The sequence below is a fragment of the Haemophilus parainfluenzae genome (genome assembly GCF_003252725.1).
Lineage (GTDB): Bacteria > Pseudomonadota > Gammaproteobacteria > Enterobacterales > Pasteurellaceae > Haemophilus_D > Haemophilus_D parainfluenzae_L.
In genome coordinates this window covers 1-26714 of the sequence record NZ_QEPO01000007.1, presented here as the reverse complement: position 1 = coordinate 26714, position 26714 = coordinate 1, and the positions used below count along the sequence as shown (strand labels likewise).

Here is a 26714-nt window from a genome sequence, read left to right as displayed (position 1 = left end):
CTCCTTAATGTGTGTTGTGAAGAATTTCATCAGCAACAGCAAGCGCTGTTACCACTGCCACGCCTGAACCACAACCGAGTTCCAGTGCATTGAAACCACCAATCACATTACCCACTGCATATAAATTCGTTAAAAATTGACCGCCCTTTTGGACTTGGCATTGCGCATTAATCGCTACACCTGCAGATTGATACGGTTGTGGATTTGAGAATCGATGATCTGTCCAGGTAAAACGATCCGTATCTTTAAAGCCTTCCACACCAATGATGTCTGAATGGAATACGGGCTCGTAGATTTTATCGAATTCAGAGACTAAACCTTTACTGAAGAAGCTGCCGGAAGCTAAGACGAAATGCTCAGCCGTGATTTCTTCCTCTTCGTGCAAACGCGTTTGAATAGCACGAACTTTGTTGCCATGAAAATGTGCTTTTAATGCGCTATCACCATTCATCATGAGTCCGCCTAATTTCTCAAAACGATGACGTAATTGAATACGTTGACGCATACCTAATAAAGAAGGCGGCAAGGTTGGTAATTCAAATAATGGCAAGCCAGTTGCTTTGCGAAGTGATTCCATAAACTCTTGATTTTCTAAACCGAAACAAGCGGGTAAGAAAATCGCTTCGGTGCCTTTCGCGGCTTCTTTCATTTCAGCCACAAGATCATCAAATTTCAGTTTATATTCTAAAACTTGTGCAATATTTACACTGCGGAATTCGCGCGAATTTGCACGTAACTGATCCAATTCAGGAATATTTAAAAAGCCTGTTTTCACTTCACAATGAGCAAATTGTGGATTGAGTGTAAGGTTATCTGCCAATAATTCTGGTTGGAAATCGTGATAGCCTTCAATGCCTAAAACTGCAATTTTTTTATACGGGAATGGTGTTTCGCCTTGTACAGTTGGCACACTATTTGGTGAAAGCCATGCACCACGTAAGCTACCTAAACCCGTTACTCGAAGATGATTTTCTGCACTTGAGCCAATTAAATCCAAATTTAATGACTCAGCCAATTTTTCAAAATCTTGCGCTTTCGCTAATACGCGTTCTGCACCCATAATGCTGTATGGATGTTGCGGTAATTGAGCTGCAAGTGCGGTCAAATTTTCAGGAATATTTTTAACAAACTCACCATTTAGTAAACGGCTTAATAAATCCAATGAACCAGATGCAAAATCAATCGCCGCTTGGCCGTTATTAATAATGACACAACGTTTGCCTTGTTCTTGTAGGGCGATGCCGCAAGTTAAACCTGCAAGACCACCACCAATAATCACTACATCAAAATTCATTGTTATCCGTCCCTTGCTGTTTGTCTGTTTCAAGCGGTTGAACATCGTTTAAGCCCAACACACTGCCATACATCCACGAAGTAAATTCGGCTTCACGAATCGCTTCACCCCATGCAATAGGCTCGATACCGCGCCAACGCTCTTCCATGAAAGAGGTTAATTGTATGGTAGATTGGCGAGGTGTTGCCACTTCAAAACGGTTCATTAAACCCGCCGCACGGCATGCGCAAAGCTCAGCTTGGCAAGTCCCCATACCCACACGAGTACGACGACGTAAATCCACTAAGTTATTCACATTTAATTCATCAACGGCATAACGGACTTCACCCGCTGTCACGGCTTCACATTCGCACACCATTGAACGATCGAGACGTTCTTTATCTAATAAACGAGTAGCACGGGAACCATGACGATATACGGCTGAATAACGAATCGTACTTGGAAGTGAAATGACTTTCTGATTGGTTTCTGCACGGCTTTCGCTTGAACCTGGCAATGGACGTTCAGCTGTCGTACAACGTGCTGTTTTGTTGAGTTTTTTACAAACGAGATCCGTTGCCCATTCTGCCATTAAACGGTAAGTCATTAATTTACCGCCAGTGATAGTGATAAAGCCGTCTAAGCCGTCACGTTCTGCGTGGTCAAGTAACACAATACCACGACTCACATTACGACCAGATGGGTCATCATCAGACGCTACTAACGGACGTACGCCCGCATAAGCACGTAATACACGAGTATGACGCAAGCTCGGCGCGAGTTTTTCCCCTTCACGGAATAAGATATCCACTTCTTCCGGAGTCACTTCCATGTTGTCAATTTGATCGTAAGGAATACGGCTAGAGGTTGTACCGATAACGCAAATAGTATCACCCGGTACAAGAATATCCGCATCTGCCGGTTTACGGCAACGGTTAATCACCATTTTGTTGATACGATGCCCCATGACAAGTAATGCACCTTTTGCCGGGAACATTTTGATTTTGAGATCCGCATATTCTGCGATGCCTTGTCCCCAAATACCACCAGCATTGACGACTAATGGCGCAAAGAATTTACGGTTTACGCGATTTTTGTGATCGTAAACATCCACACCGATTACTTTGCCACCTTCGCGAATTAAGCTTTTCACTTCGCAATAAGTGAACATTTTCGCACCATTTTCGGTGGCATCCATCACGTTAGAAGCCGTTAAACGGAAAGGATCGATTGAACCATCTGGCACTACAACGGCACCCACTAAATCTGGGTTTACCGATGGTTCCATAATTTGGGCTAGTTTAGGATCAATGGCGACAGCTTCAATACCGGATTTGGTACAACTTTCGATGAAGGTTTTTTGATAATCAAGGGAATCTTCAGGTAAGGTAATAAATAAACCTTCTGTTTCATCCACACAGTGACGAGCGATATTGCGCAGAATTTTATTTTCTTTAATACATTCTTCTGCTGATTCCTGATCGTTTACGGCATAACGCGCACCACTATGTAACAAACCGTGGTTACGGCCTGTTGCGCCTGTCGCAATATCACGACGCTCTAATAAAATACAGTTAATTCCACGCAATGCACAGTCACGAGCAATCCCCGCTCCTGTTGCACCGCCACCAATGATAATCACATCCGTCGAGATAGGTGAAAAATCACCCACATCACGATACATATTAGGCGATAATCCCATTGTTACCCCCAAAGCCAAAATATTAATAAAAAGAAACGTAAAAACTGTTACAAATTCCATGGCTATTGTATGGGAGAGCGGTTAAATTCACAACATTCTGAGCGAAAAAGAAAGCTATTTTGTGAGATAGATCACACAATTTTCGAATTCGCTCATTTGTTAAAAAATATTTTGTGAAATACATCACATTTTTGAATTATTTCTCTTTTTAATTTCTATTTTTATTTTATCATGCACGCTATCCCCATCATGGGGGTGGACTCATAATTAAAATGATTTTGGAGAGAAATTATGTTTGGACCATTTAAACCCGCTCCGCATATTGCGGAACTTCCAGCGGAGAAAATTGATTCCACGTATAAACGCTTACGTTGGCAAGTGTTTGCAGGGATCTTCTTTGGTTATGCCGCTTACTATTTTGTACGTGCAAACTTTGACTTGGCACAACCTGGTTTAATTCAAGCCGGCTTGTACTCAAAAGCGGAATTAGGTGTTATCGGCTCAGCTGCCGGTCTTGCCTATGGTTTATCTAAGTTCGTCATGGCAGGTATGTCTGACCGTTCGAACCCTCGTGTATTCTTACCATTTGGTTTATTGCTTTCTGGTCTTTGTATGACCATGATGGGTTTATTCCCATGGGCAACTTCAGGCATTGCCATTATGTGGGTAATGATCTTCTTAAATGGTTGGTTCCAAGGTATGGGTTGGCCTCCATGTGGTCGTACAATGGTACACTGGTGGTCTAAATCAGAACGCGGTACTATCGTATCTATCTGGAATACCGCGCACAACATCGGTGGTATGATGCCGGGTGCAATGGTGCTATTAGCAAGTGCCGTATTCTTCAGCACTCATGGTATCGAAGCACAAGCAAAAGACATTTGGCAACAATCCCTCTACTATCCGGGTATTGCGGCAATGATCTGTGCAATTCCAGTTTACTTCGTGATGCGTGATACTCCACAATCTTGTGGTTTACCATCAATCGAAAAATGGCGTAATGACTACCCAGATGACTATAACGAAAAAACCTACGAAAACGATTTAAGCACAAAAGAAATCTTCGTCACTTATGTATTGAAAAACAAATTGTTATGGTACATCGCGATTGCTAACGTATTCGTATACTTAATCCGCTACGGCGTATTGAAATGGTCTCCTGTTTACTTGAGTGAAGTAAAACACTTCAACATCAAAGGTACCGCATGGGCATACACAATCTATGAATTAGCAGCAGTTCCAGGTACATTATTATGTGGTTGGGTATCAGATAAAGTCTTCAAAGGTAAACGTGGTTTAACCGGTTTCATCTTCATGATCTTAACTACAGCAGCGGTTGTAGCATACTGGATGAACCCAGCTACACCAGAAGCTGAGCTTGCAAACTACTCAGCTTGGTATGAAAACCCATATCAATTAACTGACTTCGTATTAATGACCTTAATCGGTTTCTTAATCTACGGTCCTGTAATGTTAATCGGCTTACACGCGCTTGAGCTTGCACCGAAAAAAGCAGCTGGTACAGCAGCAGGTTTCACCGGTTTATTCGGTTACTTAGGCGGTACAGTATCAGCATCAGCTGTTATCGGTTGGGCAGCACAACACTATGGCTGGGACGGCGGTTTCTACGTCATGATCGGTGGTGGTGTCTTAGCGGTGTTATTACTCTTCATCGTAATGGTTGAAGAAGGTAAACATAAAGCTAAATTAGGTGATACCTACGGTAAATAATCTATAAATTAAAGGCGACAGGCGAAGGCTTGCCGCCTTTTTTATTACAAAAACAACTGAATTTTTAACCGCACTTTAAAAGGAGATAATGTAATGAAATTGAATAAATTAACCATTATGTTAGGCGCGGCAGTTATGGCAAATGCAGCATTCGCAAATCAAACTTGTGAAGCGCCCTATCGTTCAGCACTCCCCGCTTATACGTATAAATTAGACAAAGTACTTGAAGTCAATGGACGTCAAGGCATTACCACTGATGGTCAATATTTATATGTATCGGGCAGTAAAACGCTCACCAAATACGATATGGATGGAAAACTGATTAAAGAAAATAAAGATCCTTTTGTCGGCTATCAAAAAGAAGCCAATCACATTGGCGACATTGATATCTACAACAATGAACTTTATGTTTCCTCCGAATGGTTTGATGCCGGCGTAGGTAAAAATATTCAAATTGCGATTCACGATCCCGAAACCCTCGCATTAAAAAGATCAGTTGATTTTAATCCTGAGTCAGGTCAAGTCGAAGTTTCCGGCATCACCGTAGATACCGTTCACAATTCAGTTTGGATGGCATCTTGGGTTGGTGAGGAAAGTGGCCGTTATTTATATGAATATGATCTTTCAACCGGTAAATATAAACGTAAAGTGCATTTACAACCTGTTCCACAATGGATTCAAGGGGTTTATGCCTATAACGGAGATCTCTACGTCACATCTGATGATGGTACGGCAGATGAAAAAGAACCCGATCATATTTATCGTGTAGAAATTTCAGATAAAAATAATGAAGCTCGCGTTGTTTTAGAAAAAACATTGAATGACATTCGAGATGTCGGCGAAGTCGAAGGCTTGAATGTTAATCCAAAAACGAAACAACTACTTGTCCATGCAAACCGAGGCAAACAAATTGTGTTAGGGATGCCAAAAGGATTTTATCCAGGATATGACCGTGAAATTAGTGAAATCTATTTTTACGACATGAAACCAAGATGTAATAAGTAAATCAAGGAGAACACACCATGAAACTCAAAACTTTAGCGCTTTCTTTATTAGCTGCAGGCGTACTTGCAGGATGTAGCGCACACTCTTCTGTGGACACTATGAAATCAGACAAAATTATCATTGCTCACCGTGGTGCAAGTGGTTACTTACCAGAGCATACACTTGAGTCTAAAGCGCTTGCATTCGCACAACATGCAGACTACTTAGAACAAGACTTAGCGATGACAAAAGATGGTCGTTTAGTGGTTATCCATGACCACTTCTTAGACGGCTTAACTGACGTGGCGAAAAAATTCCCAAATCGTCATCGTAAAGATGGTCGTTACTACGTAATCGATTTCACCTTGAAAGAAATTCAAAGTTTAAATATGACTGAAAACTTTGAAACCAAAGATGGTAAACAAGTTGCAGTATATCCAGGCCGTTTCCCACTTTGGAAATCCCACTTCAAAATCCATACTTTTGAAGATGAGCTAGAATTCATCCAAGGTTTAGAAAAATCTACTGGTAAAAAAGTGGGTATCTATCCTGAAATCAAAGCACCTTGGTTCCACCACCAAAACGGCAAAGACATTTCAGTTGAAACCCTTAAAGTGTTGAAAAAATACGGTTACGACAAAAAATCTGACATGGTTTACTTACAAACCTTCGACTTCAATGAGTTAAAACGTATCAAAAATGAATTGCTACCAAAAATGGGCATGGATTTAAAACTTGTTCAATTAGTGGCATACACCGACTGGCATGAAACTGAAGAAAAAGACGCGAAAGGCAAATGGGTGAACTACGATTACGATTGGATGTTCAAACCAGGTGCAATGGCAGAAGTCGTGAAATATGCGGATGGCGTTGGCCCAGGCTGGTACATGTTAGTGGATAAAGAAAAATCTAAACCAGGCAACATCGTGTACACTCCATTAGTGAAAGAACTCGCACAATACAAAGTGGAATTACACCCATACACCGTGCGTAAAGATGCGTTACCTGAATTCTTCACTGACGTAAATCAAATGTACGATGCATTATTAAATAAATCTGGTGCAACCGGTGTATTCACCGACTTCCCAGATACTGGCGTTGAGTTTTTGAAAAAACAAAAATAATACGTAAGTAAAAGTAATAAAAAGAGCGGTCAAAATTCGTTGTGATTTTTGACCGCTTTTTTTCATTTAACCTATAGCTCAAAAGGAGCTTCTTTTCCCATAAATTTGATATCTTCAGATGTCAAATTTAAGCATTTAGAAAAATCCAATTCTTGATTATTAGAACTTCTATCATCTATCTTTTCAAAATTATCTGGACAGATTACTCTTACATTCCCAATATTAAATATAAGATATCCATTGATATAATAATTTTCTATACCAGCTATATTTTTATGAAGTTTAATAGAATAATCAGCATTAAAGAAATCTAAAATATCTTTATTTTTTACTAAATACCATCCTGCCTGTTCTGGCTTCTGAGCTAAACCAGATGACTTCAGTACCAATCTCTGTATTTTGAATCCATTAATACTCACTATAAGAATAAAGAAAACACATATGGCTCTCGCAGCAAACTTACAATACCCAATACCGCTTTTTTTAAAGTACTTTAAAGATAAAGAGTCATTAACAATGAGGCATAAAAAATATAAGGTTACAAATAAAAATAATTGATTATTTCTATCTGATAGATCTGAAACAAAAAGTAAAATAGGAAAAATCAAGAATCCAGATAAAAAATATCTTTTTATAAAATCACAAATCTCATATCTATTTTCAATACTAGAATTAATATAAATTGATATTAAAGCCATAAACAAAGAAAAAAACAACGCCTCAAAAGCAACAATAATAAAACCTATACTATGATAATCATAAGTGATTGAAAATAAAAAAATGAGTAGAAGCAACATCATCATTGATTGGCTAATAGAGTAAACGAACCTATTATCAAGATTAAAACTATCTCTATCGCTAAAAAATATATCCAAACTATAAAAAGGTAAAAGAAGCACGATAAAGAACATCATAAAAAATATGAAGACACAAACTAATCCATATGCTGAAATATCAATTTTCATAAATACATCTAGCATAGATATATTTTTTAAATAAACCCAAAAAAATACAAATCCAAAAATAGATGAAATAAATGCTATCTTAGGAAGCTCACGGAAAAATCTCTTAACATACTTCTTAAAATGACGATAACTGAACATAATAAACTCAATTTTAAAATTATAAGAAAATATAAAAATAGTAGATGAATTATATGCTATTTTTATTTATCTACTTAAACTGACTCTAACATTTCTAAAAATCTGCATCTAGATCCCCTTTCAAAATTTATCTAGTAGATACCATGAATTACTCATAACCCACTATGAACACATTGGTGAGATATTATCACAATGATTAGCTTGAGAATGCGATTAAACCATTCTTTATTATTCAATTTTATTCCTTAATAACAAAAAAGACTTGCCATTTATCCCAGCAAGCCTTTTAAAATCTAGCTATTAAGCAAACTGCTTTTTATTCTCTAAATAACGTTTCGCACATTCTGCTGCAGCAACTAAGCCACCCGCCATCATAATAATATCTTTAATCACGAGTCGGCCAGCACCTGAGAGATATGGGAAGCCATAATTAGGCGTTGGGAAGTCCCCGCCTAAATTAGGTACCCAGGTTTCTGGCGTAAATATCAGGAACGACAGCGTGACTATCGACATACCAAAGGTGAGTAAGCCTCCGAATAAACCTAATGTTGGAGACCAAATGCCCGCTAATACTAAAATACCAATTGTCACAATGATTGCACCAATAATATAAGAAGCGGTATAGGTGCCGTTGGCTTTATGCCACTCAATATTTTTTGCGACCATTTTGCCTTCAGGGTTTTTATATAAGGTATATTCTTTTACTAAAACACCCTTATCATTTGTTACTTCATTTGCACCGTTTTTGTAAAGGAAGCTTAAGAAAGGACTATTTGACACAAAGTGTGCGATACCATCTGCCTCATATTGGCAAACTTTTAAACCACCAATCCAAACCATCACAACACAAATGGCAATGCGGATAAAGTTAATAAATTGACGTTGCAATGGCGCAACAATATTAGCTAGCAATGTAACTAAACTACTCATTCAGAACTCCTTATATAGTTCAATTGATATAACGGACGTAATGTCCAAGAATTTTTATATAAAATATTTATATAAATCATTAACAATATTACTCGCTAATATTGTTGGTATTTTTTATTGATCAGATTTATGCAATAAAAAAAGAGATACCAATTTCTTAGTATCTCTTATTTTTAATTAATTTTCCGTGATCAATTTCACATTATTTGAAATTCACTCTCGCATTTCTAAAAATTCGCATCCAAGCACCATCTTCAGACCAATCTTCTGGATACCATGAATTGCTCACGGCACGGAATACACGTTCTGGGTGTGGCATCATCGCGGCAATACGACCGTCCACGTTAGAAATTGCGGTAATACCTAATGCCGAACCGTTCGGGTTAGCCGGATAGGTTTCAGTCACGTTTAAATGGCTGTCGATATATTGCGCCACAATCAAGTTTTGCGCTTGAAGTGCGGTCAAATTCTCAGGCGTTTTGAATTCTACGCGCCCCTCACCATGAGCAACTGCAATCGGCATATGTGAACCTGCCATGCCTTTAAACCACAATGAGTTGGTGTCGTTGATTTTCACCATCGCAGCACGGGCTTCAAAACGTTCTGATTTATTACGCACGAAACGTGGCCAGTTTTCTGCACCAGGGATAATTTCCGCCAGGGTGGAGATAAATTGACAACCGTTACATACACCTAATGAAAGGGTGTTTTCATTGGCGAAGAATTGGCTGAATTGATCGCGTAATTGTGGGTTAAATAAAATGGATTTCGCCCAACCGCCGCCAGCGCCTAATACGTCACCGTAAGAGAAGCCACCACAAGCCACCATCGCGTTGAAGTCGTTTAAGTTGTAACGGCCTACCATTAAATCGCTCATGTGAACATCAATCGCCGCAAAGCCTGCACGGTCAAAAGCGGCTGCCATTTCAACATGACTGTTTACGCCTTGTTCACGCAATACGGCTACTTTCGGTTTCACGCCTTTGCTGATGTACGGCGCGGCAATATCTTCATTCACATCATAAGTTAAATGAGCGGATAAGCCTTTGTTGTCCGTTGTTTTTTTCGCTTCAAATTCTTGGTCAGCACATTCTGGGTTATCACGTAAGCGTTGCATTTGGTGAGTGAGTTCTGCCCAAATACCGCGTAATTCAGAACGTTTTTCACTTAATAGTTTTTTGCTACCGCGCGTGATTTCAAAACGATCTTCTGAGCTTACAGAACCGAGTTCATAAGTTAAGCCAAGCAAGTCATGGGCTTTTAATACCTCACGCACGGCGCTTAATTCACTTTCTGATACTTGGATCACCGCACCTAATTCTTCATTGAATAACACGGCTAAATCATTGTCGCCTAATGCAGAAATATCCACATCCACGCCACAGTTACCCGCAAATGCCATTTCTACAAGCGTAGTAATTAAACCACCGTCTGAACGGTCGTGGTAAGCCAATAATTTACGTTCTGCCACCAATGCTTGCATTGCATCAAAGAAGTTTTTCAGTTTGGCTACGTTCACCACATCGGCTGGTTTGTCACCTAATTGTTTATACACTTGCGCAAGTGCAGTCGCGCCTAAGCGATTTTTTCTTTCGCCTAAATCAATTAACAATAGACGGCTTGCGCCTTTGTCTGTGCGTAATTGAGGTGTCACGGTTTTGCGGACATCTTCCACGCGGGCAAAAGATGAAATCACTAGAGAAAGCGGAGCTGTTACTGATTTTTTCTCACCATTTTCTTCCCAAGTTGTTTTCATCGACATAGAGTCTTTACCCACTGGAATGGTAATACCTAATGCTGGGCAAAGTTCTTCACCCACCGCTTTTACGGCTTCATATAAGCCGGCATCTTCACCACCGTGACCCGCTGCCGACATCCAGTTTGCAGAAAGTTTGATACGTTTAATATCGCCAATGTTGGTGCCAGCAATGTTAGTAATGGATTCTGCTACCGCTAAACGTGCAGAAGCCCCGAAGTCTAATAATGCCACGGGTGCACGTTCGCCCATTGCCATGGCTTCACCGTGATAGCTGTCTAATGATGCAGTTGTGACAGCCACATCAGACACGGGAATTTGCCACGGACCGACCATTTGATCACGCGCCACCATACCCGTTACCGAACGGTCGCCAATAGTAATTAAGAAAGTTTTTTCTGCCACCACCGGTAAGCGTAATACGCGATGGAAGGCTTCTTTTAATTGAATATTTTCCGTTGCAAGCGGTCGATTTTCGACAGTTTTTGACGAAACCTCACGCGTCATTTTCGGGGTTTTACCTAATAACACATTCATTGGCAAATCAATTGGATTATTGTCGAAATGGCTATCGTGTAAGGTTAAATGTTTTTCTTCAGTTGCCTCGCCAATGACCGCAAACGGCGCACGCTCACGTTCACAAAGTGCGGTAAATAATTCGAGTTTTTCTGGCGCAACCGCTAAGACATAACGTTCTTGCGATTCGTTACACCAAATTTCCAATGGTGACATGCCTTTTTCATCGCAAAGGATGGAGCGTAAATCAAATTTACCGCCACGTTCGCCATCGTGCACCAATTCAGGCATCGCATTGGATAAACCGCCAGCACCCACATCGTGAATAAAGAGAATTGGGTTTTCATCACCTAATTGCCAGCAGCGGTCAATCACCTCTTGGCAGCGGCGTTCCATTTCTGGGTTTTCACGTTGAACAGAGGCAAAATCTAAATCTTCTTTTGATTTCCCGCTGTCCATGGAAGAAGCTGCCCCACCGCCTAAGCCGATGTTCATTGCTGGGCCACCTAATACGATCAATTTCGCACCGACTGGAATTTCGCCTTTTTGAACATGTTCGCCACGAATATTACCGATACCGCCCGCTAACATAATCGGTTTGTGATAACCACGCACTTCTTCGCCGTTGAAGCTGTTGACTTTCTCTTCATAGGTACGGAAATAACCCAATAACGCAGGGCGACCAAATTCATTGTTAAATGCTGCGCCACCTAATGGGCCTTCAATCATAATATCTAAGGCTGAAGCAATACGGTTTGGTTTGGAAAGTGGATTTTCCCAAGGTTGCTCAAAGTTTGGAATGACTAAGTTTGATACAGAGAAACCGGTTAAACCTGCTTTAGGTTTTGCACCACGACCTGTTGCACCTTCATCACGAATTTCACCGCCTGAACCTGTTGCCGCACCTGGAAATGGCGAAATCGCCGTTGGATGGTTGTGGGTTTCCACTTTCATTAAGATATGTGCATCTTCATTGTGATAGCGATATTGCCCATCTTGGTCAGCAAAGAAACGGCCGACTTTTGAGCCTTCCATTACTGCAGCATTATCTTTATAGGCTGAAAGCACGAAATCAGGGGTTTTCTCAAAGGTATTTTTAATCATCTTAAACAGGGATTTACCCTGTTTTTTGCCGTCGATAATCCAATCCGCATTAAAGATTTTATGGCGGCAGTGCTCAGAGTTGGCTTGTGCGAACATATAAAGTTCAATATCGTGCGGATTGCGCCCTAATTGGGTGAAGTTTTCCACCAAATAATCAATTTCATCTTCTGCCAGTGCCAAACCTAATTCTACGTTGGCTGTGGCCAAGGCTTCACGTCCACCTTTTAAAATATCGACCGTTTTAAACGGTTTCGGATCTTGATGACGGAATAAAATTTCCGCATCTTGCGGATTGCGCACCACCGTTTCCATCATTCGGTCATGTAAAAGTGCGGTCAATTTTTCTGTTGTTTTTTCATCAAGCGGTTGGCTTAACTCAAAATAATACGCCAAACCACGCTCAATACGCTCCACTTCACTTAAACCACAGTTATGCGCAATATCGGTCGCTTTAGAAGACCAAGAAGAAATCGTGCCAACGCGTGGAATCACGATAAAAGTTTCGCCTTTGGCATCGTGTTCAGCCAAGGTTGGGCCGTAATGTAACAATGCTTTTAACTTAGCTTCCTGCTCGCTAACAAGCGGTCGATTTAATTCCACAAAATGCAAATATTCAGCATAAACCGATTTCACCGGTAATTGATTTTGTTGGAATTTTTGCATTAAGCCTTGGATACGGAATTCAGAAAGGGCGGGTGAGCCACGAAAAGTTTGAAACATACGGGTACCTTTGAGTTGTGTTTGAGGTAAAAATCGCGGGCTATTATAAAGGAAAAACACCAAAACGAAAACGTTTGCGTCAATCATTTTCAAATGATTTTAAATGGGAGAAAGCATATAATCATCAAGCAATTTAAAACAATCCTAAAACTAACCGCACTTTGGGGCGTCACTATGATCATCAATGACATCAATTTCAACGATCTCTATCAACAACATCTGAAAGACTGTAATCACTATAATCTTCCGTCCACAAAGTGGGATAAAAAAGCCCCTAAAATGGCTGAGAATTTAGTAGGCAAACCAAGTCGTTATAACGAGACCTTACTTAAAGCCATGAATGTGCAACCCAATGAAACCGTATTAGATATCGGCTGTGGCCCCGGCACCTTTGTGATTCCTTTAGCCCAACAATGCCAAGCTGTGTATGCCCTCGATTACAGCCAAGGAATGTTGGATATGGTGCAGCAATATAAAGAGAAGCATCAACTGAATAATATTACCCTTCTACATAAATCATGGTCGGATAACTGGGATGATGTGCCTCAAGCGGATGTGATACTCGCCTCTCGCTCGACGCTTGTGGATGATTTGGATGACATGATTGAAAAGCTGCAAAGTAAGGCGAAAAAACGCGTCTTTTTAACCTCGGTGACACAACGTCATTTTCTCGATGAAGGCGTATTTGAAGCCATTGGTCGTGATGATGTGGGCTTTCCGACTTATATTTATTTAGTTAATCGCCTTTACCAAAAAGGCATTCACGCGAATGTGAGTTTTATTGAAACCGAATCAGGCCATTTCCAAGGTGAAACCTTTGAGGATTTATTAAATTCTGTGGAGTTTTCTCTCGGCAATCTCACTGAAAAAGAAAAACAAGATTTAGCAAAATTCTATCAACAAAAACAAATAACCAATGAACCGATAAAACACGGACAACGTAAATGGGCGTTGATTTGGTGGGAGGTTTAAGAAAAAATGCGGTCATTTTTGACCGCATTTTACGCTTTAAGATAGATTAAAGAATCTCTAATAACTTCGCAAAGTCATCAAACACCCAATCTGGGTTTGATTCAGCAATCGGAATGTTGTAATTGTATCCGTAAGTTAACCCCACAACCGGACAACCTGCTGAATGTGCCGCGAGAATGTCATTTCGAGAGTCACCTACAAACAATACTTGGCGAGGTTCTACGCCAAATTTACCGCACAAATAATACAATGGGCCTGGATGTGGTTTAATCGCCGGTAATGATTGTCCACCAAGCATTTCACTGAATAAATGATCGATACCAAATGCCGCCAATACAGGCTGAACGTGACGAGTTGGTTTGTTCGTTACTACAGCTAAGGTATAACCACGAGCTTTCAAAGTTTCCAATGTTTCTTTTACATTTGGATATAAACGACTCACATTGCAAAGATTTTCAGCATAATGCACATTAAAGCGCTCTTTCACTTGCTCGATTTCAGCCTCAGAGAATGTTTTACCTGTTTGCTCTTCCGTCCATTTTAAAGCACGCGCAATTAATACAGGTGCGCCATTACCAATCCAAGTTAAAACCTGTGCTTCTGATGCTGGTGCAAAACCAAAATCCGCTAATGCTGAATTCACAGATAATGCTAAATCCGGCAAGCTATTCACGAGCGTACCATCTAAATCAAAACCGATAACTTTAAATTGAGTCTTCATTAATACTACCTTTTATTTTACTGACGCTAATTGCGTACGCATTTGATCAATGATTTGTTTATAATTTGGTTTACCAAAAATCGCTGAGCCTGCCACAAACATATCTGCACCGGCTGCGGCAATTTCTGCAATATTATCTACTTTTACCCCACCATCAACTTCTAAACGGATATCTAAACCACTTTCATCAATCAGACGACGTGCCTGTTGTAATTTTTTCAATGTGGAAGGTAAAAAAGATTGACCACCAAATCCTGGATTCACGGACATTAACAAAATCACATCCACCTTATCTAATACATAATCCAAATAACTTAATGGCGTCGCTGGATTAAACACTAAACCAGATTTACAACCGTGATCACGAATGAGCTGTAAAGAGCGGTCAATATGTTCACTGGCTTCAGGATGAAATGTAATGTAATCTGCACCGGCTTTGGCAAAATCAGGAATGATACGATCGACGGGTTTCACCATTAAATGCACATCAATAGGTGCTTTAATACCGTAATCACGCAAAGCTTTACACACGGCGGGGCCAAAGGTTAAATTCGGCACATAGTGATTATCCATTACATCAAAATGAATTACATCCGCACCGGCATTCAATACGTTTTGCACATCATCACCAAGACGAGCAAGATCTGCAGAAAGGATAGAAGGGGCGATTAAATAAGGTTTCATTTGTCATCTCCTAAAGGATAAAAGTGCTTGTAGTTTACTACGTTGAACTCAATTTTACCTTGATTATTTGCAAGTTTTAGCTGAAAACAAAGAAAAAATAACCGCACTTGATTCAATTGCCTCAAAGTGCGGTTGGTTTTTCAGTTATTTTGAAATGCTATCAATCCATTGAAATAATTCATCGAGATCATAATCTCCTGAATGAGGTACACCCCAAGGAGTTTGATAGTCAACTTGCTTACCATTCATGCGTAATTTCACTGCTAAGATCGCACTAATCGCATGAGATGTATCACGATCTGATGTTCCCGCACGGATGCGCCAATGCTGCGTTTTACTCTGATCGAGATAATTCATAGCATTCATGAGTTTCACGATTTGTTTATCCGCCATTTCACCTTTTTCAGTGCTGTGTTGCAGTGAATATGCAGTAAAATGTTTATTATTTACCGTTTCCGTACCGAATAAATTATTCTCGCCAGAACTCAAATTCAATGCGTCAAACGCAGGGGGAGATTTCATTCGTTTTTCGGAGTGAACATAGCCATCCCAATCAATATCGCTTACACCATCTTTACTGACTTTCACCCAAGGTTTACCATCAAAAGAGGCACCGTTTTTATGGGCTTTATCTGCAGATGAAGCAATCACTGAACGCATATAATCTTTGAAAGAGCCATTTCCTTGTGCATCTAACGTTAAGGCGTTGCCTTTTTCATCTTTTAAATTCAAGCTATTTAAGTAAGCTGGAAACGCCGCTTTAAGTTGATCAGAAACCTTGATTTCATCTGCAGACAATGTCCCTTCAATTTTGGCTTTTTCTACTCGCGAACGGTCATTATAGCTATTGGCATTCAAACGGCTCATATCCATACGGCTATATTCATTTACACCGTTAAATTCCCACTCATAAGCACTGTCTGCATTCTCTAAATTGGTAATAGGACAATAAGCCGATACCGCAAAAATAGTATCGCTCGCCTCGGCTGCACCAGCTTGTTTTAAATAATCGGCATAATCGTTGCTATCACCACTTGCACCTAGTAAAGCAGATAATGCGCCACCCGCACTGGTACCGTTAGAAATAATCTTCTTCGCATCACCTGGCATCACGTTATCATTCGCGTGCAAATAACGAACGGCAGCTTTTAAATCAACAATTGCTGCAGGTGCTTTACCCGTGTATTTACCGTCTTTTTCTAAAGTACGGCCACGCGCACCTACGCTCGCTACCACATATCCTTTAGAAAGTGCAGTCACAATGGCATTCGGTTTATCGCCACTGCCAAAACCTTTAGCATCATAAGTTGCCGCTTTAGCCGGCATATAGCCACCGACTGCATTAGGTAAAAAGATTGGCGCCGTTTCAGCTGAATAACCATTTATTTTTTCACCCTTAAAATAAGCTTCCGGAACATAAATATTTAAGGTTTGATAATCTGGCTCGATAGGATTTGCCACGTACACAATCTTTTCAAAGGCACGGAATTTAACTGATGAATCCCCTACTTTTATCTCTAAAGTGCGGTAGTTTTTTGGGGTAAATTTAAGATCGAATCCCTTGTCTGTTTGATTAAAATAAGGGGTATTGGCTAGAGGATCGGGTTTATTTGGCATAGCAAGTGTTGAGGTTGAAAGTGTAAGTGCAATAAAGGTTGCAAGAAAAGTGGCTTTTTTCATTAAAATATCCTTACTGATAAATCTTGTTCGTCTGACTACCAGGAAAAACGAAAGTTCGGGAAGCGCATAAAAAAACACCGAAAGCTTGTGCCTTCGGTGTTTTATTTAGATTAGTTTAATCCAATGATTTCCCAACGGTTGTGAGATTGACCATCGATTTTACCTTTCTTCACGTTGGTGATGTAATCGATCATCATATTTTGGATCGTGCCTTTTTCACGGCCCATTGCCACTTTAGATTCCCAAAGTACTGGAATTTGTTGGCCTTCCCAAATACCACCTTTACCGTTTAATTGAGCGAAACGATATGAGTTCATGCCCACTTTTAATTTCATATCATCAGTTACCGGTTTACCGTCAGCAAGGGTTAAATCAACGATTTTGCTACCTTGTGGATTACGTAAGTCAATTTTGTAATTTACGCCACCAAAAATGTCATAAGTCACATATTTTGATTTTTTACGTTCCGCATTGTAACGGTATTCGGTGTCACCCGGTTGGATGGTATCGAAGTAGTTAGCCGACCATTCCATATATTCTTTCAACTGTTTACCGGTCATTTCATAAACGGTGACATCGCCGCCAGCATAACGATAGTTAAAGATGATGTCTTTTTTCTTGATATCGCCTTTATCCATACGTGCTTTTTGATGGTCGAAAGAGAAAGTCACCACATCTGCACCGCTGTAATATTGTTCAACATCATTAATAAATGAAGATAAACCAGTATCTTTTGAGAATGCAGCAGATACACCGTGTTTAGTCTCTTGAGGTACCATTTCATTCGCTGTTTGACCGATTACTACGTTGTTTAATTCACGTAATTTCTCGTGATAAGGTTTGTAGATTTCCACAATTTTCTTATCTGCTTCAAGTGCTTTAACTGGAACCGTTTTAGATTCTTTCTTCACTAATTTCACTTCTTTTTTATCGTTGATATCAAAAGTTAAATCCACTTCAGATACCACGGTACCGTAACGGTGTGGCTCAGTGATTAGTGTATTTTTAATGGTTTCACTTGGTACATCTTTGTGCATGTGACCTGCAATAACCACATCAATACCATCTACTGCATTGATCACATCACGCATACCGGTATCAGGAATATTGTTTTCATTATCGATACCCATGTGGGTCACCGCAATAATCGCATCCACGCCTTTTGCTTTTAATTTCTCAACTTGTGTACGCGCTTCTTCTGTCGGTGAAGTAAATTTCATGTCTTTTAAGTTGCCCGTGTCTTCTTCAAATTTTGCTGACATTGGGGTACTTAAACCAATAATCCCTAACTTCACGCCATCTTTTTCGATGATGGTTGTCGCATCGATATAACGTTTGTCATTTTTCTTATGATAGAAGTTTGCAGTTAATTTTTTCGCTTTGATATCTTTTAGGATTTCATCTAATGCTTTCATCCCAAAGTTAAACTCGTGGTTACCCAATACGAAAATATCATAATTCATTTCGTTTAATACTTTTGGAATTGGGTGATCTTTGTAATATTTTTTATCTTTTGCGAACACATCGATTTGGTTATCTTGGATCGCATCACCAACTTCCACTAACACCACGTTTTTATTATTTTTACGTACATCTTTCACATAAGTTGCAATTTGTGCATAAGAACCTGATTTGTCCTCTACGTCTGCACCATAGCTCCAAGGTACGATACGACCGTGAACATCGGAGGTCCCTAATAATTTAATATTCACTTCTTGCGCCATTGCAGTACTAATTGCAGAAAGCGCAAATAATGAGCAAAGTAATTTTTTCATAGAATTTCCTTTAAAGTTGCACAAAGTGCGGTTAAAAATGCTGGAGAATTATAGCGATGAATTGATTACCAACATAATTTTATTTTGAAGAAAAATAAAATTTGTGAGCTTGACCACATTTCATTTGGAGGATTAATGCCCTGTTTGAGAAAACAAGTTAATCACTAAAACACCGCTGATAATCAATGCCATACCAATCAGCCCAGCGGTATCGATTTTCTGACCAAAAGCGAAATACGCCACAATGGCCGTCAAAACAATGCCAACTCCCGACCAAATGGCGTAAACCAAGCCCACGGAAAGGGTGCGGAATACAAGAGAGACAAAATAAAATGAAATGGCATATAAGGTTAATGATCCAATTGTAGGTAAAAGTTTGGTAAAGCCATCGCTGACTTTTAATAAATTCGTTGCCACAATTTCAAGGCAAATCGAAATAGCGAGTAATGTCCAAGGATTCATATCAATCAAAACGTAAAGTAGAAAATGCTATTCTACCTTAAGTGGCTGATGGATGTAACCGAATTTGGCGAGCCATCGCTTGCATATAAGGCGCCGTTTGTTCAAAGAAATAACGGTAAGAAGCACATAAATAATTATGTGGATTGGGTTCATTTTCGAGAGAAACAAAACGATGTTTCGGGCAGCCTCCATAACAGAGTTTACGAAACTCACAACGCTGACAAAGTGCGGTCAATTTTTGTAATTTTTCTAAACCGAATTGTTGCTGTTTACTGGAAAGCACAATCTCTGTTAAAGGTTGCTGAGTTAAATTTCCGACCTTGTATTCGGGATACACAAAATGATCGCAAGCATACACATCGCCATTGGCTTCCGTGACAAGCGATTGCCCGCAAGTAGGTTGATGAACACAGGTTGTAGAAGGATAACCAAGCCATTGTCCAAGCAGATTATCAAACTGCGACACATAAATTTTTCCTACATCATGCTCATACCATTCATGAAAGACATCCACGAGAAATTGTCCATAACCTTCTGATGGTACTGAAAAATCGGTGACAGATTGTGTTTGTGCATGACGTTCGACAATAGGAATAAACTGCATATAAGCCGAGCCAAGCTGTTTGAGCGCTAAATAAGTTTCTCTTCCTTTTTGCCAGTTTTGATCATTAATGACGGTAAGCGTATTAAATTCCACGCCATATTCTTGCAGCAGATTTAATGCTTTTACGACTTTTTCAAAAGTGGGGTTGCCGTTACCCGAAATTCGATAACGATTATGCACGGCACTTAAACCGTCAATAGAAAGCCCAATGAGAAAATGATGCTGTTTGAAAAATGCAGCCCATTGCTGATTAAGGGCAATACCATTGGTTTGAAAGGCGTTTGAGATCTGTTTACCTTGAGCAAATTCCTGCTGATATTCAACGGCTTGTCGATAAAAATCTAAGCCTAAAAGAGTGGGTTCGCCACCTTGCCAAGCAAATTCAACTACATTGCCAGCGTGAGATTGGATATAGTTTTTGACGTAATGTTTTAAGGTGTCTTTTGACATAAAAGGCGCATGTTGCCCAAACTGTTCTGATTTTTCCAAATAGAAGCAATATTCACACTGAATGTTACAGTGAAAACTGCTTGGTTTCGCCATTAAGTGAAAGTGAGCTTGTGGTGGAAAAACAGACATCAACCATCCTTTGTTACAACATTATTCATGACCTGATATTCGATCAAATGCGCCATTTTGTTTGAGTTCTTTTGCAATACGAATCGCGGTTTCCGTTTCACAGCCAGCATATTCTGCAATTTCGCGATACGTCCAATTATAATCAGGAAAGTTTTGTTTGAGGAAATATAAACTATCCATCACACGATCTAAGGTGCGTAAATAGGCACTTTTTGCCAAACGCTCTTCGGCTTCGCGTAGTTCATCTGCCAAGATCTGCAATAAACATTGGCTCATCACCGTATTATGCGTAAAAAACTCACTTACTACATTGGGCTTGATGCGAATAATCTCTGCATCAATTAAGACTTTAGCATTGCAATGATAGTGTTTATCCGTCATGGAGAATAAGGTTCGGAAACCAAAATAATCCCCTTTGGAATATAACCGCACCAAGCTTTCCTTGCCATTTTCAAGGGTATGAAATAAGCCAATCAAGCCAGCTTGCACATAATAAAACTCATGTGCCGCCTCACCTTGTTGATACAAGAAGGAGCCTTTCGGCAAGTGATGTAACTCGGTAAGCTGACAATGTGATAACTCAGTAGGCTTGATTGCGCAATTTTCCATAATCGTCCCTTAAAAGTGCGGTCATTTTTTTATTGGTTTTACACTTCGTTGATAATCCGATATACCCAGTTTTCTAATGGATCATTTAAGCGTTTCATTTCTTGACGCATTTCTTCTAGCATCTCTTTTTTGACCGCTTCATATTCTGGTTTGTAGAACAAATTATGCATTTCAGTTGGATCATTTTTCACATCATAAAGCTCACAAATGTCCGAAGCATTAAACACTAATTTATAGTCTTTACGGTGCCACATGCGTTGTTCAAAATAGACGAAATGCCCCGCTAACTGTGCCAATATCCCTTTGCGTTGATTATCTTGATGTTGACGAACGATCGGCAAAATACTTTCTCCTTCAAAGGCAGAAGGAATCGGCTGATTAGCCAAATCATAAACGGTAGAGGTTAAATCATGGAGATAGACAAGATTATCATCTTGTTGATTAACACGATTTGAATTCGGGTCTTTGATAATCATCGGGATGTTGTAGGTGGTATCGAACATGAACTCCCCTTTCTCAATCATTCGATGAGCACCCATCGCATCACCATGATCCGCGGTTGCCACAATAAAAGTGCGGTCATAAATGCCCTTATTTTCTAAGAAAGCAAAGAGCTCACCAATTGCATCATCAATCAGGGTAATATAGCCCCAGAATTTTGTGATAACCTCTTTCCAATGATCTTCACTCGCCTCCCACATCCCCCACATTTTAGAGATAGTACGATAGTGTCCTGGTTTGCCTTCTAGTGGTTTGAAGAAGCTTTCATCTAGTACCACATCTTCTTTTCGATACATAGAATAATAAGGTTCTGGCACGATACAGGGTGTATGCGGTCCCCAGAAATTAATCCATGTGAAGAACGGTTTATTTTCAGTGAGCGATTGGCTGATATAGCTTTTCGCCTCATCAATAATGAAATACGGGATGGTTTGTTCTTTTGTGCCTGAAAGCAACCCACAAAGCTCTTGCACCCGTAAATGTGGGTTATCACCAAAATAAGCACGACTCACTTCAGGGATCTCATAACCTTTTTCATCTAACCATTCTTTATAACGATTGGAATGTGTTGGCGGTTGGTTGAACACTAAATTTTTATACACGCCACTGCCTGGATAACCATAGCCATCAAAGTTATGCCCTTTAATGCCGTAATCTTCTGGTACGGATTTTGTCCCAACGTGCCATTTTCCTACGACATAGGTGTTATAGCCATCTAGTTTACCGATATTTGGTGCAGCTTCACTCACTTCACCTGTACCGCCTTTTTCACCATTACGAATGATGCCATGTGTGGACGGCATTAAACCAGTAAAGAGTGATGTCCGTGCAGGTCCACAAACGGAAGCTGGTGTAAAAGCATTATTAAAACGCACGCCATCTTTAGCTAGACGATCGATATTCGGGGTTTTAACGATCTGGTGACCATAAGCACCCAGCATATCTTTACGCACTTGGTCGAGTAAAATATAGATAATGTTCATACACAATCCTTATCTATTTTAAGGGCGTACGTGATGTACGCCCGACTTCTTAATGTTGGTTAGAAAGATGTAATTGATGTTCTGTTTTTTCATTTTTTGGTCTAAAGACAATCAACACGATGAGTTGTAATACCGCATACACTTCCAACACTAACATTGGATTGCCATCTGGTGAAGCAATACCAATTGGTGATAAGAATGCATAAAGCGCAATTAAACCAAGAATTAATGAAACAGACGTCACTTTAATGTATTTCCAATTGGTTAAATCCACGTCGCCTTTATTGACGGTATTTTCTACATAAGGCTCACGTTTTAAGAATTGACCTAAAATCAACATGAAGACAACATCAAATACGAATAATCCGCCCATCACATACACGAAATTGATTTTCACATTGAACACCCAAACAATACTGAAATAAAGTACTACGTGTACAAGTAAAGCAATACGTGCAGCCAAGCCTGAAACCGTTTTATTAAATAAACCCACAGCAAATAGCGCCACGATTGGAATATTCACAAAACCGGCAAAGCGTTTAGTGATTAAGAAGATACCATCTGTACCAAACATCAAAAGTGGGCCAATAATCATGGTCACAATCGCCATAATGGTAGAGACTTTTTTCGCATAGACGATCAATTCTTGATCAGTACGTTGTTTTTTACTGATAGATGGTAATAAGTCTTTACAATAAATGGTCGCTGCAGAGTTTAAGAATGAGTTAAAGGTACTTAAAATCGCGCCGAAAAGTGCCGCAATAAAGAAACCTTGCAATGCAGTCGGCATCACTTTATTAACCAACAATGGATAAGATGTATCTATTGGATTTAAGCCTTCACCTAAAATATGGAAACTCAATAAACCCGGTAAATTAAGAATAATCGGTAATGTGAGTAGGAAAAGTGCAGCAATCAAAATCCCTTTTTGACCCGATGCTAAATCCTTCGCCCCTAAACAACGCTGTACGATAGCTTGGTTCGTTGTCCAATAGAAGAAGTGAACAACCATAATACCGGTAAAAATTGTTGGCCAAGGAGTAGAGTCTGTTGAGCTACCAATGGCGTTCCATTTTTCAACGTGAGTGGTAGTGATAATATTCAAGCCTTCAGAAATGCTACCATTACCTAAATAAAGCAATGCAAATACAGGCACAAGCAATGCACCAATCACTAAAATTACGGCATTGATAGTATCGGAAACGGCTACCGCTTTTAACCCACCAAAAATCGCATAAATCGCACCAACTACACCGATAGCAATTACAGTATAGACAATTGCTTGCGCATAACTTAATCCGAAAATAGTTTCTAGATTGAAGATTTTATTAAAGGCAATCGCTCCGGTATAAAGTGCGGTCGGAATAACGATTAAAAGATAGAAGACTAAGAATAACCCTGACATAATCAAACGAGTTTGTCGGTCAAAACGATTTTCAAAGAATTCTGGAATGGTGGTATAACCGTTACGCAAATATTTCGGCAACATATAAAGTGCCAAGAAACAAAGCGGAATCACAGTTGGTACTGTCCACGCAATAATAGAAAAGTTGTTTTGATAAGAAACGGCATTCACGCCAATCAATTGCTCTGTTGAAAGAGAGGTCAGCACCATTGAGCAACCAATCACAATACCGCTTAATCCTCGTCCCGCTAAGAAATAACCTTTCGAGGTGGTTAAATCATCGTTTTTAGTACGTAGCCATGAAACATAGGCCACTAAAGCCGTTACGATGAGGAAACTCGAAACTGTTAATAGCATACGCTCCTCCTTGTAGAAGCCATTATTAAATTCCATTTATAGACTACTGCTAGGTGTATAAAGAGCATATGATAATTGTCATACTGATTGTGTGAGAAGGATCACAAAATTAAAATAAAGTCTGTTTTTATAGATAATTATGAGCAAGATCATAAATTATTTATTTATCCAAAAGAATAATAATGCCGTACTCCCACAAAAAAGGAGTTTTAAATGAGTTTACAGTTAATTTTTATTTTAATTTTATGTGGTGTGATGACAAATATTATGTCCGCCATTTTTGGCATTGGTGGCGGCGTATTGATGGTGCCTATTCTCTACACCTTATTCCCACAGTTTCCCTTACAAATGATTGCTGCGACATCATTGACGATTGTCATGGGATCATCCTTTATTAACTTAATTTATTTTTACAAACAAAAAGTATCGATTAATTACAAAGCGATGCTCATTTGGTCTGTGAGTATGATTATTGGTGTGCAGCTAGGATTCGAATCCAGTTTTTATGTACCTGATATTGCTATTATCAGTGTGTTTGTTATCACGCTTTCCCTATTGGCAATTCGTACTATTTTTAGTAAAGAAACCGCAATAACTCAGCAATCTACAGAAGATGAAACGATTAAAGGGATAGGGCTTTCAACGGTAGGTGGATTTATTGCTGGCATGACCGGCATTGGAGGAGGCTCAATTATGGCACCTTTAATTGGTCAGTTAAAATCCGTTAAAGTCCATCAAATTGCCCCTTATACCAATGCAATGATGTTTATTGGTGGGCTAGGTAGCCTTTATGGCTATCTTTCAAAAAACTCAACTTATCACTTTGGTTGGCAAATTGGTTATGTCAATTTTTCGATTGTGATTATTGTTGTATTAAGTGCTTTTGTAACCGGATTTTTCTCAATGAAAATCCGAGGTAAATTATCACCGCACTTAGTCAAAAAACTATTAGGCATTATTTTACTGGTGATTAGTGCCTATATGTTACTTATCCATGCTATAAAATAAAAAAATGGCAGAGGAAAACTCCCTCTGCCATTTCAATTATTTTTCTTCTCTTTTCACTTCATCCCATAGGATATCCATTTCAATTAAAGAAAGATCTTTAACTGATGAACCTCGTTCCAATGCTTTTTCTTCTACTTTACGAAAACGTTGTTCAAATTTATTATTCGCCTTACGCAAAGCCTCTTCTGCATTACATTTGAGATGTCGAGATAAATTAACCGTTGCAAAAAATAAATCCCCAATTTCATCTTCTATTTTTTCCTGATTACGAAGAGTTTGATTGATTTCATCCCTTACTTCTTGCAATTCTTCTTCAACTTTTGCTAATACAGGTTCAACATCATCCCAATCAAATCCAATCTTTGAACATTGTTTTTGCATTTTTTGTGCTCTTAACAATGCAGGAAAAGCATTCGGAATATCATCTAAAATAGAACGTTTTTCTTGAACTGATTTCTCTTGTGCTTTGATACTATTCCAACGAGCTAATGCCTCTTCTTCATTTCCTGCTGTTGCATCTCCAAACACGTGAGGATGACGACGCACAATCTTTTTAGAAATATCATTAAGGACATCATCAAATGTGAAATAACCATCTTCAGAAGCAAGCTGACTAAAAAATACAACCTGTAATAAAAGATCGCCAAGCTCTTCCCTTAAATTAGCAATGTCTTTCTTTTGGATGGCATCAATGACTTCATAAGTTTCTTCGGTTAAACAGGGAATCATTGATTCATAATTTTGTTTAAGATCCCAAGGACAACCGCCATTAGGATTACGTAATTGCGCAATTAATTGAATAAAATCTTGAATTGAATAATACATAAGAATATCTCTGAAATACTAAAAGTGCGATTAGTATAAAACGAATAGCAAAATAGACAATATTCTTACAAAAATTAGAGATAATTTGATATGGAATAATGGCAGGGGCGGAGAGGCTCGAACTCCCAACACCCGGTTTTGGAGACCGGTGCTCTACCAATTGAACTACGCCCCTATTGGTATTAAGAATTGGCGGAATGGACGGGACTCGAACCCGCGACCCCCTGCGTGACAGGCAGGTATTCTAACCAGCTGAACTACCACTCCGCTAAATAAGGTATAATTGGCAGTGACCTACTCTCACATGGGGAAGCCCCACACTACCATCGGCGTAACAATGTTTCACTTCTGAGTTCGATATGGATTCAGGTGGGACCATTGCACTGTTGCTGCCAAAATTTTTATTTTGTTAATTTACTCTAAAAATAAACTAACAAAATAAAAAGTACCTGGCGGTGTCCTACTCTCACATGGGGAAACCCCACACTACCATCGGCGCATCGGCGTTTCACTTCTGAGTTCGGTATGGGGTCAGGTGGGACCACCGCTCTATCGCCGCCAGGATTATTCCTTTAATAACTTTTCTATTTCTCTCTGCTCCGCTAT

General features: G+C 39.5%; 20 protein-coding genes, 2 tRNA genes and 2 rRNA genes. 5 read left to right on the top strand and 19 right to left on the bottom strand.

Annotated elements, in window-relative coordinates; all coding sequences use genetic code 11:
• Window positions 1-4 precede the first annotated feature (4 nt).
• Window positions 5-1294, bottom strand: coding sequence for a glycerol-3-phosphate dehydrogenase subunit GlpB (gene glpB, locus DPV85_RS08125; protein ID WP_111327678.1), 1290 nt, complete (start codon window positions 1292-1294; stop codon window positions 5-7).
• Window positions 1284-2975 (bottom strand): anaerobic glycerol-3-phosphate dehydrogenase subunit A, encoded by a 1692-nt coding sequence (glpA, locus tag DPV85_RS08120; RefSeq protein WP_111327677.1) that lies wholly within the window; start codon window positions 2973-2975, stop codon window positions 1284-1286. The genes glpB and glpA overlap by 11 nt, the downstream gene beginning before the upstream one ends.
• 291 nt (window positions 2976-3266) lie before the next feature.
• Between glpA and glpT the strand changes: the two genes are divergently transcribed.
• The 3 genes from glpT to glpQ all read left to right on the top strand — a co-directional run bounded on the left by glpT (window position 3267) and on the right by glpQ (window position 6814).
• Window positions 3267-4706: a glycerol-3-phosphate transporter gene (glpT, locus tag DPV85_RS08115; protein WP_070592571.1), complete on the top strand. Its 1440-nt coding sequence runs from the start codon at window positions 3267-3269 to the stop codon at window positions 4704-4706.
• Between the two features lie 93 nt (window positions 4707-4799).
• The gene (locus DPV85_RS08110; RefSeq protein WP_111327676.1) at window positions 4800-5711 is read left to right on the top strand and encodes a hypothetical protein; all 912 of its coding nucleotides are present in this window, start codon (window positions 4800-4802) and stop codon (window positions 5709-5711) included.
• 17 nt (window positions 5712-5728) lie between these two features.
• Complete coding sequence (gene glpQ / locus DPV85_RS08105; protein ID WP_111327675.1) at window positions 5729-6814, top strand: glycerophosphodiester phosphodiesterase; 1086 nt, start codon at window positions 5729-5731, stop codon at window positions 6812-6814.
• A 71-nt stretch (window positions 6815-6885) separates the two neighbouring features.
• Here the strand turns inward: glpQ and DPV85_RS08100 are convergent, their stop codons facing one another.
• From DPV85_RS08100 to purL, 3 genes are all read right to left on the bottom strand, one after another.
• Complete coding sequence (locus DPV85_RS08100; protein ID WP_111327674.1) at window positions 6886-7917, bottom strand: hypothetical protein; 1032 nt, start codon at window positions 7915-7917, stop codon at window positions 6886-6888.
• 300 nt (window positions 7918-8217) lie between these two features.
• Complete coding sequence (locus DPV85_RS08095) at window positions 8218-8847, bottom strand: YkgB family protein (protein ID WP_005646193.1); 630 nt, start codon at window positions 8845-8847, stop codon at window positions 8218-8220.
• Window positions 8848-9049: 202 nt separating this feature from the next.
• Window positions 9050-12943, bottom strand: coding sequence for a phosphoribosylformylglycinamidine synthase (purL, locus tag DPV85_RS08090; RefSeq protein ID WP_111327673.1), 3894 nt, complete (start codon window positions 12941-12943; stop codon window positions 9050-9052).
• A gap of 174 nt (window positions 12944-13117) precedes the next feature.
• Between purL and DPV85_RS08085 the strand changes: the two genes are divergently transcribed.
• A complete protein-coding gene (locus DPV85_RS08085; RefSeq protein ID WP_111327672.1) occupies window positions 13118-13915 on the top strand; it encodes an SAM-dependent methyltransferase in 798 nt (265 codons plus the stop codon).
• Window positions 13916-13961: 46 nt separating this feature from the next.
• Here DPV85_RS08085 and DPV85_RS08080 read toward each other — a convergent pair whose 3' ends face one another.
• From DPV85_RS08080 to DPV85_RS08040, 9 genes are all read right to left on the bottom strand, one after another.
• Window positions 13962-14636 (bottom strand): phosphoglycolate phosphatase, encoded by a 675-nt coding sequence (locus DPV85_RS08080; RefSeq protein ID WP_032822351.1) that lies wholly within the window; start codon window positions 14634-14636, stop codon window positions 13962-13964.
• Between the two features lie 12 nt (window positions 14637-14648).
• The gene (rpe, locus tag DPV85_RS08075) at window positions 14649-15320 is read right to left on the bottom strand and encodes a ribulose-phosphate 3-epimerase (RefSeq protein ID WP_111327671.1); all 672 of its coding nucleotides are present in this window, start codon (window positions 15318-15320) and stop codon (window positions 14649-14651) included.
• 144 nt (window positions 15321-15464) lie between these two features.
• The gene (locus DPV85_RS08070) at window positions 15465-17000 is read right to left on the bottom strand and encodes a subtype B tannase (RefSeq protein ID WP_111327670.1); all 1536 of its coding nucleotides are present in this window, start codon (window positions 16998-17000) and stop codon (window positions 15465-15467) included.
• Between the two features lie 110 nt (window positions 17001-17110).
• The gene (locus DPV85_RS08065; RefSeq protein WP_111327669.1) at window positions 17111-18775 is read right to left on the bottom strand and encodes a bifunctional metallophosphatase/5'-nucleotidase; all 1665 of its coding nucleotides are present in this window, start codon (window positions 18773-18775) and stop codon (window positions 17111-17113) included.
• 132 nt (window positions 18776-18907) lie between these two features.
• Window positions 18908-19237 carry a DMT family transporter gene (locus DPV85_RS08060; protein ID WP_014064309.1) on the bottom strand — a complete coding sequence of 110 codons (330 nt, stop codon included), beginning with the start codon at window positions 19235-19237 and terminating at the stop codon, window positions 18908-18910.
• A 37-nt stretch (window positions 19238-19274) separates the two neighbouring features.
• On the bottom strand, window positions 19275-20420 hold the full coding sequence (locus tag DPV85_RS08055) for an anaerobic sulfatase maturase (RefSeq protein ID WP_111327668.1): 1146 nt from the start codon (window positions 20418-20420) through the stop codon (window positions 19275-19277).
• Window positions 20421-20441: 21 nt separating this feature from the next.
• Window positions 20442-21029 (bottom strand): Crp/Fnr family transcriptional regulator, encoded by a 588-nt coding sequence (locus DPV85_RS08050; RefSeq protein ID WP_111327667.1) that lies wholly within the window; start codon window positions 21027-21029, stop codon window positions 20442-20444.
• Between the two features lie 38 nt (window positions 21030-21067).
• On the bottom strand, window positions 21068-22513 hold the full coding sequence (locus DPV85_RS08045; RefSeq protein ID WP_111327666.1) for a sulfatase family protein: 1446 nt from the start codon (window positions 22511-22513) through the stop codon (window positions 21068-21070).
• A gap of 49 nt (window positions 22514-22562) precedes the next feature.
• Entirely contained in the window at window positions 22563-24275 is a 1713-nt protein-coding gene (locus DPV85_RS08040) for a solute:sodium symporter family transporter (RefSeq protein WP_111327665.1), read from the bottom strand.
• A gap of 213 nt (window positions 24276-24488) precedes the next feature.
• Between DPV85_RS08040 and DPV85_RS08035 the strand changes: the two genes are divergently transcribed.
• Window positions 24489-25283, top strand: coding sequence for a sulfite exporter TauE/SafE family protein (locus DPV85_RS08035; RefSeq protein WP_111327664.1), 795 nt, complete (start codon window positions 24489-24491; stop codon window positions 25281-25283).
• Between the two features lie 36 nt (window positions 25284-25319).
• On the opposite strand, the gene mazG is transcribed toward DPV85_RS08035, so the two are convergent.
• The 5 genes from mazG to rrf (DPV85_RS08010) all read right to left on the bottom strand — a co-directional run bounded on the left by mazG (window position 25320) and on the right by rrf (DPV85_RS08010) (window position 26671).
• Window positions 25320-26108: a nucleoside triphosphate pyrophosphohydrolase gene (gene mazG, locus DPV85_RS08030; RefSeq protein WP_111327663.1), complete on the bottom strand. Its 789-nt coding sequence runs from the start codon at window positions 26106-26108 to the stop codon at window positions 25320-25322.
• A gap of 99 nt (window positions 26109-26207) precedes the next feature.
• A tRNA-Trp gene (locus DPV85_RS08025) sits at window positions 26208-26283 on the bottom strand.
• Between the two features lie 15 nt (window positions 26284-26298).
• Window positions 26299-26375: transfer RNA gene (locus DPV85_RS08020), tRNA-Asp, on the bottom strand.
• A gap of 14 nt (window positions 26376-26389) precedes the next feature.
• Window positions 26390-26505 (bottom strand): 5S ribosomal RNA (gene rrf, locus DPV85_RS08015).
• A 50-nt stretch (window positions 26506-26555) separates the two neighbouring features.
• Window positions 26556-26671: ribosomal RNA gene (rrf, locus tag DPV85_RS08010) — 5S ribosomal RNA — on the bottom strand.
• Window positions 26672-26714: the final 43 nt, after the last annotated feature.

Excerpts from the sequence above, each read along its gene's own strand:
- DPV85_RS08110 (WP_111327676.1), top strand. The coding sequence starts at position 4,800 with ATGAAATTGAATAAATTAACCATTATGTTAGGCGCGGCAGTTATGGCA.
- glpT (WP_070592571.1), top strand. The coding sequence starts at position 3,267 with ATGTTTGGACCATTTAAACCCGCTCCGCATATTGCGGAACTTCCAGCG.
- rpe (WP_111327671.1), bottom strand. The coding sequence starts at position 15,320 with ATGAAACCTTATTTAATCGCCCCTTCTATCCTTTCTGCAGATCTTGCT.
- glpQ (WP_111327675.1), top strand. The coding sequence starts at position 5,729 with ATGAAACTCAAAACTTTAGCGCTTTCTTTATTAGCTGCAGGCGTACTT.
- DPV85_RS08050 (WP_111327667.1), bottom strand. The coding sequence starts at position 21,029 with ATGGAAAATTGCGCAATCAAGCCTACTGAGTTATCACATTGTCAGCTT.
- DPV85_RS08035 (WP_111327664.1), top strand. The coding sequence starts at position 24,489 with ATGAGTTTACAGTTAATTTTTATTTTAATTTTATGTGGTGTGATGACA.
- glpB (WP_111327678.1), bottom strand. The coding sequence starts at position 1,294 with ATGAATTTTGATGTAGTGATTATTGGTGGTGGTCTTGCAGGTTTAACT.
- DPV85_RS08095 (WP_005646193.1), bottom strand. The coding sequence starts at position 8,847 with ATGAGTAGTTTAGTTACATTGCTAGCTAATATTGTTGCGCCATTGCAA.
- DPV85_RS08100 (WP_111327674.1), bottom strand. The coding sequence starts at position 7,917 with ATGTTCAGTTATCGTCATTTTAAGAAGTATGTTAAGAGATTTTTCCGT.
- glpA (WP_111327677.1), bottom strand. The coding sequence starts at position 2,975 with ATGGGATTATCGCCTAATATGTATCGTGATGTGGGTGATTTTTCACCT.
- DPV85_RS08040 (WP_111327665.1), bottom strand. The coding sequence starts at position 24,275 with ATGCTATTAACAGTTTCGAGTTTCCTCATCGTAACGGCTTTAGTGGCC.
- DPV85_RS08070 (WP_111327670.1), bottom strand. The coding sequence starts at position 17,000 with ATGAAAAAAGCCACTTTTCTTGCAACCTTTATTGCACTTACACTTTCA.
- DPV85_RS08045 (WP_111327666.1), bottom strand. The coding sequence starts at position 22,513 with ATGAACATTATCTATATTTTACTCGACCAAGTGCGTAAAGATATGCTG.
- DPV85_RS08060 (WP_014064309.1), bottom strand. The coding sequence starts at position 19,237 with ATGAATCCTTGGACATTACTCGCTATTTCGATTTGCCTTGAAATTGTG.
- DPV85_RS08055 (WP_111327668.1), bottom strand. The coding sequence starts at position 20,420 with ATGTCTGTTTTTCCACCACAAGCTCACTTTCACTTAATGGCGAAACCA.
- DPV85_RS08080 (WP_032822351.1), bottom strand. The coding sequence starts at position 14,636 with ATGAAGACTCAATTTAAAGTTATCGGTTTTGATTTAGATGGTACGCTC.
- mazG (WP_111327663.1), bottom strand. The coding sequence starts at position 26,108 with ATGTATTATTCAATTCAAGATTTTATTCAATTAATTGCGCAATTACGT.
- DPV85_RS08085 (WP_111327672.1), top strand. The coding sequence starts at position 13,118 with ATGATCATCAATGACATCAATTTCAACGATCTCTATCAACAACATCTG.
- DPV85_RS08065 (WP_111327669.1), bottom strand. The coding sequence starts at position 18,775 with ATGAAAAAATTACTTTGCTCATTATTTGCGCTTTCTGCAATTAGTACT.
- purL (WP_111327673.1), bottom strand. The coding sequence starts at position 12,943 with ATGTTTCAAACTTTTCGTGGCTCACCCGCCCTTTCTGAATTCCGTATC.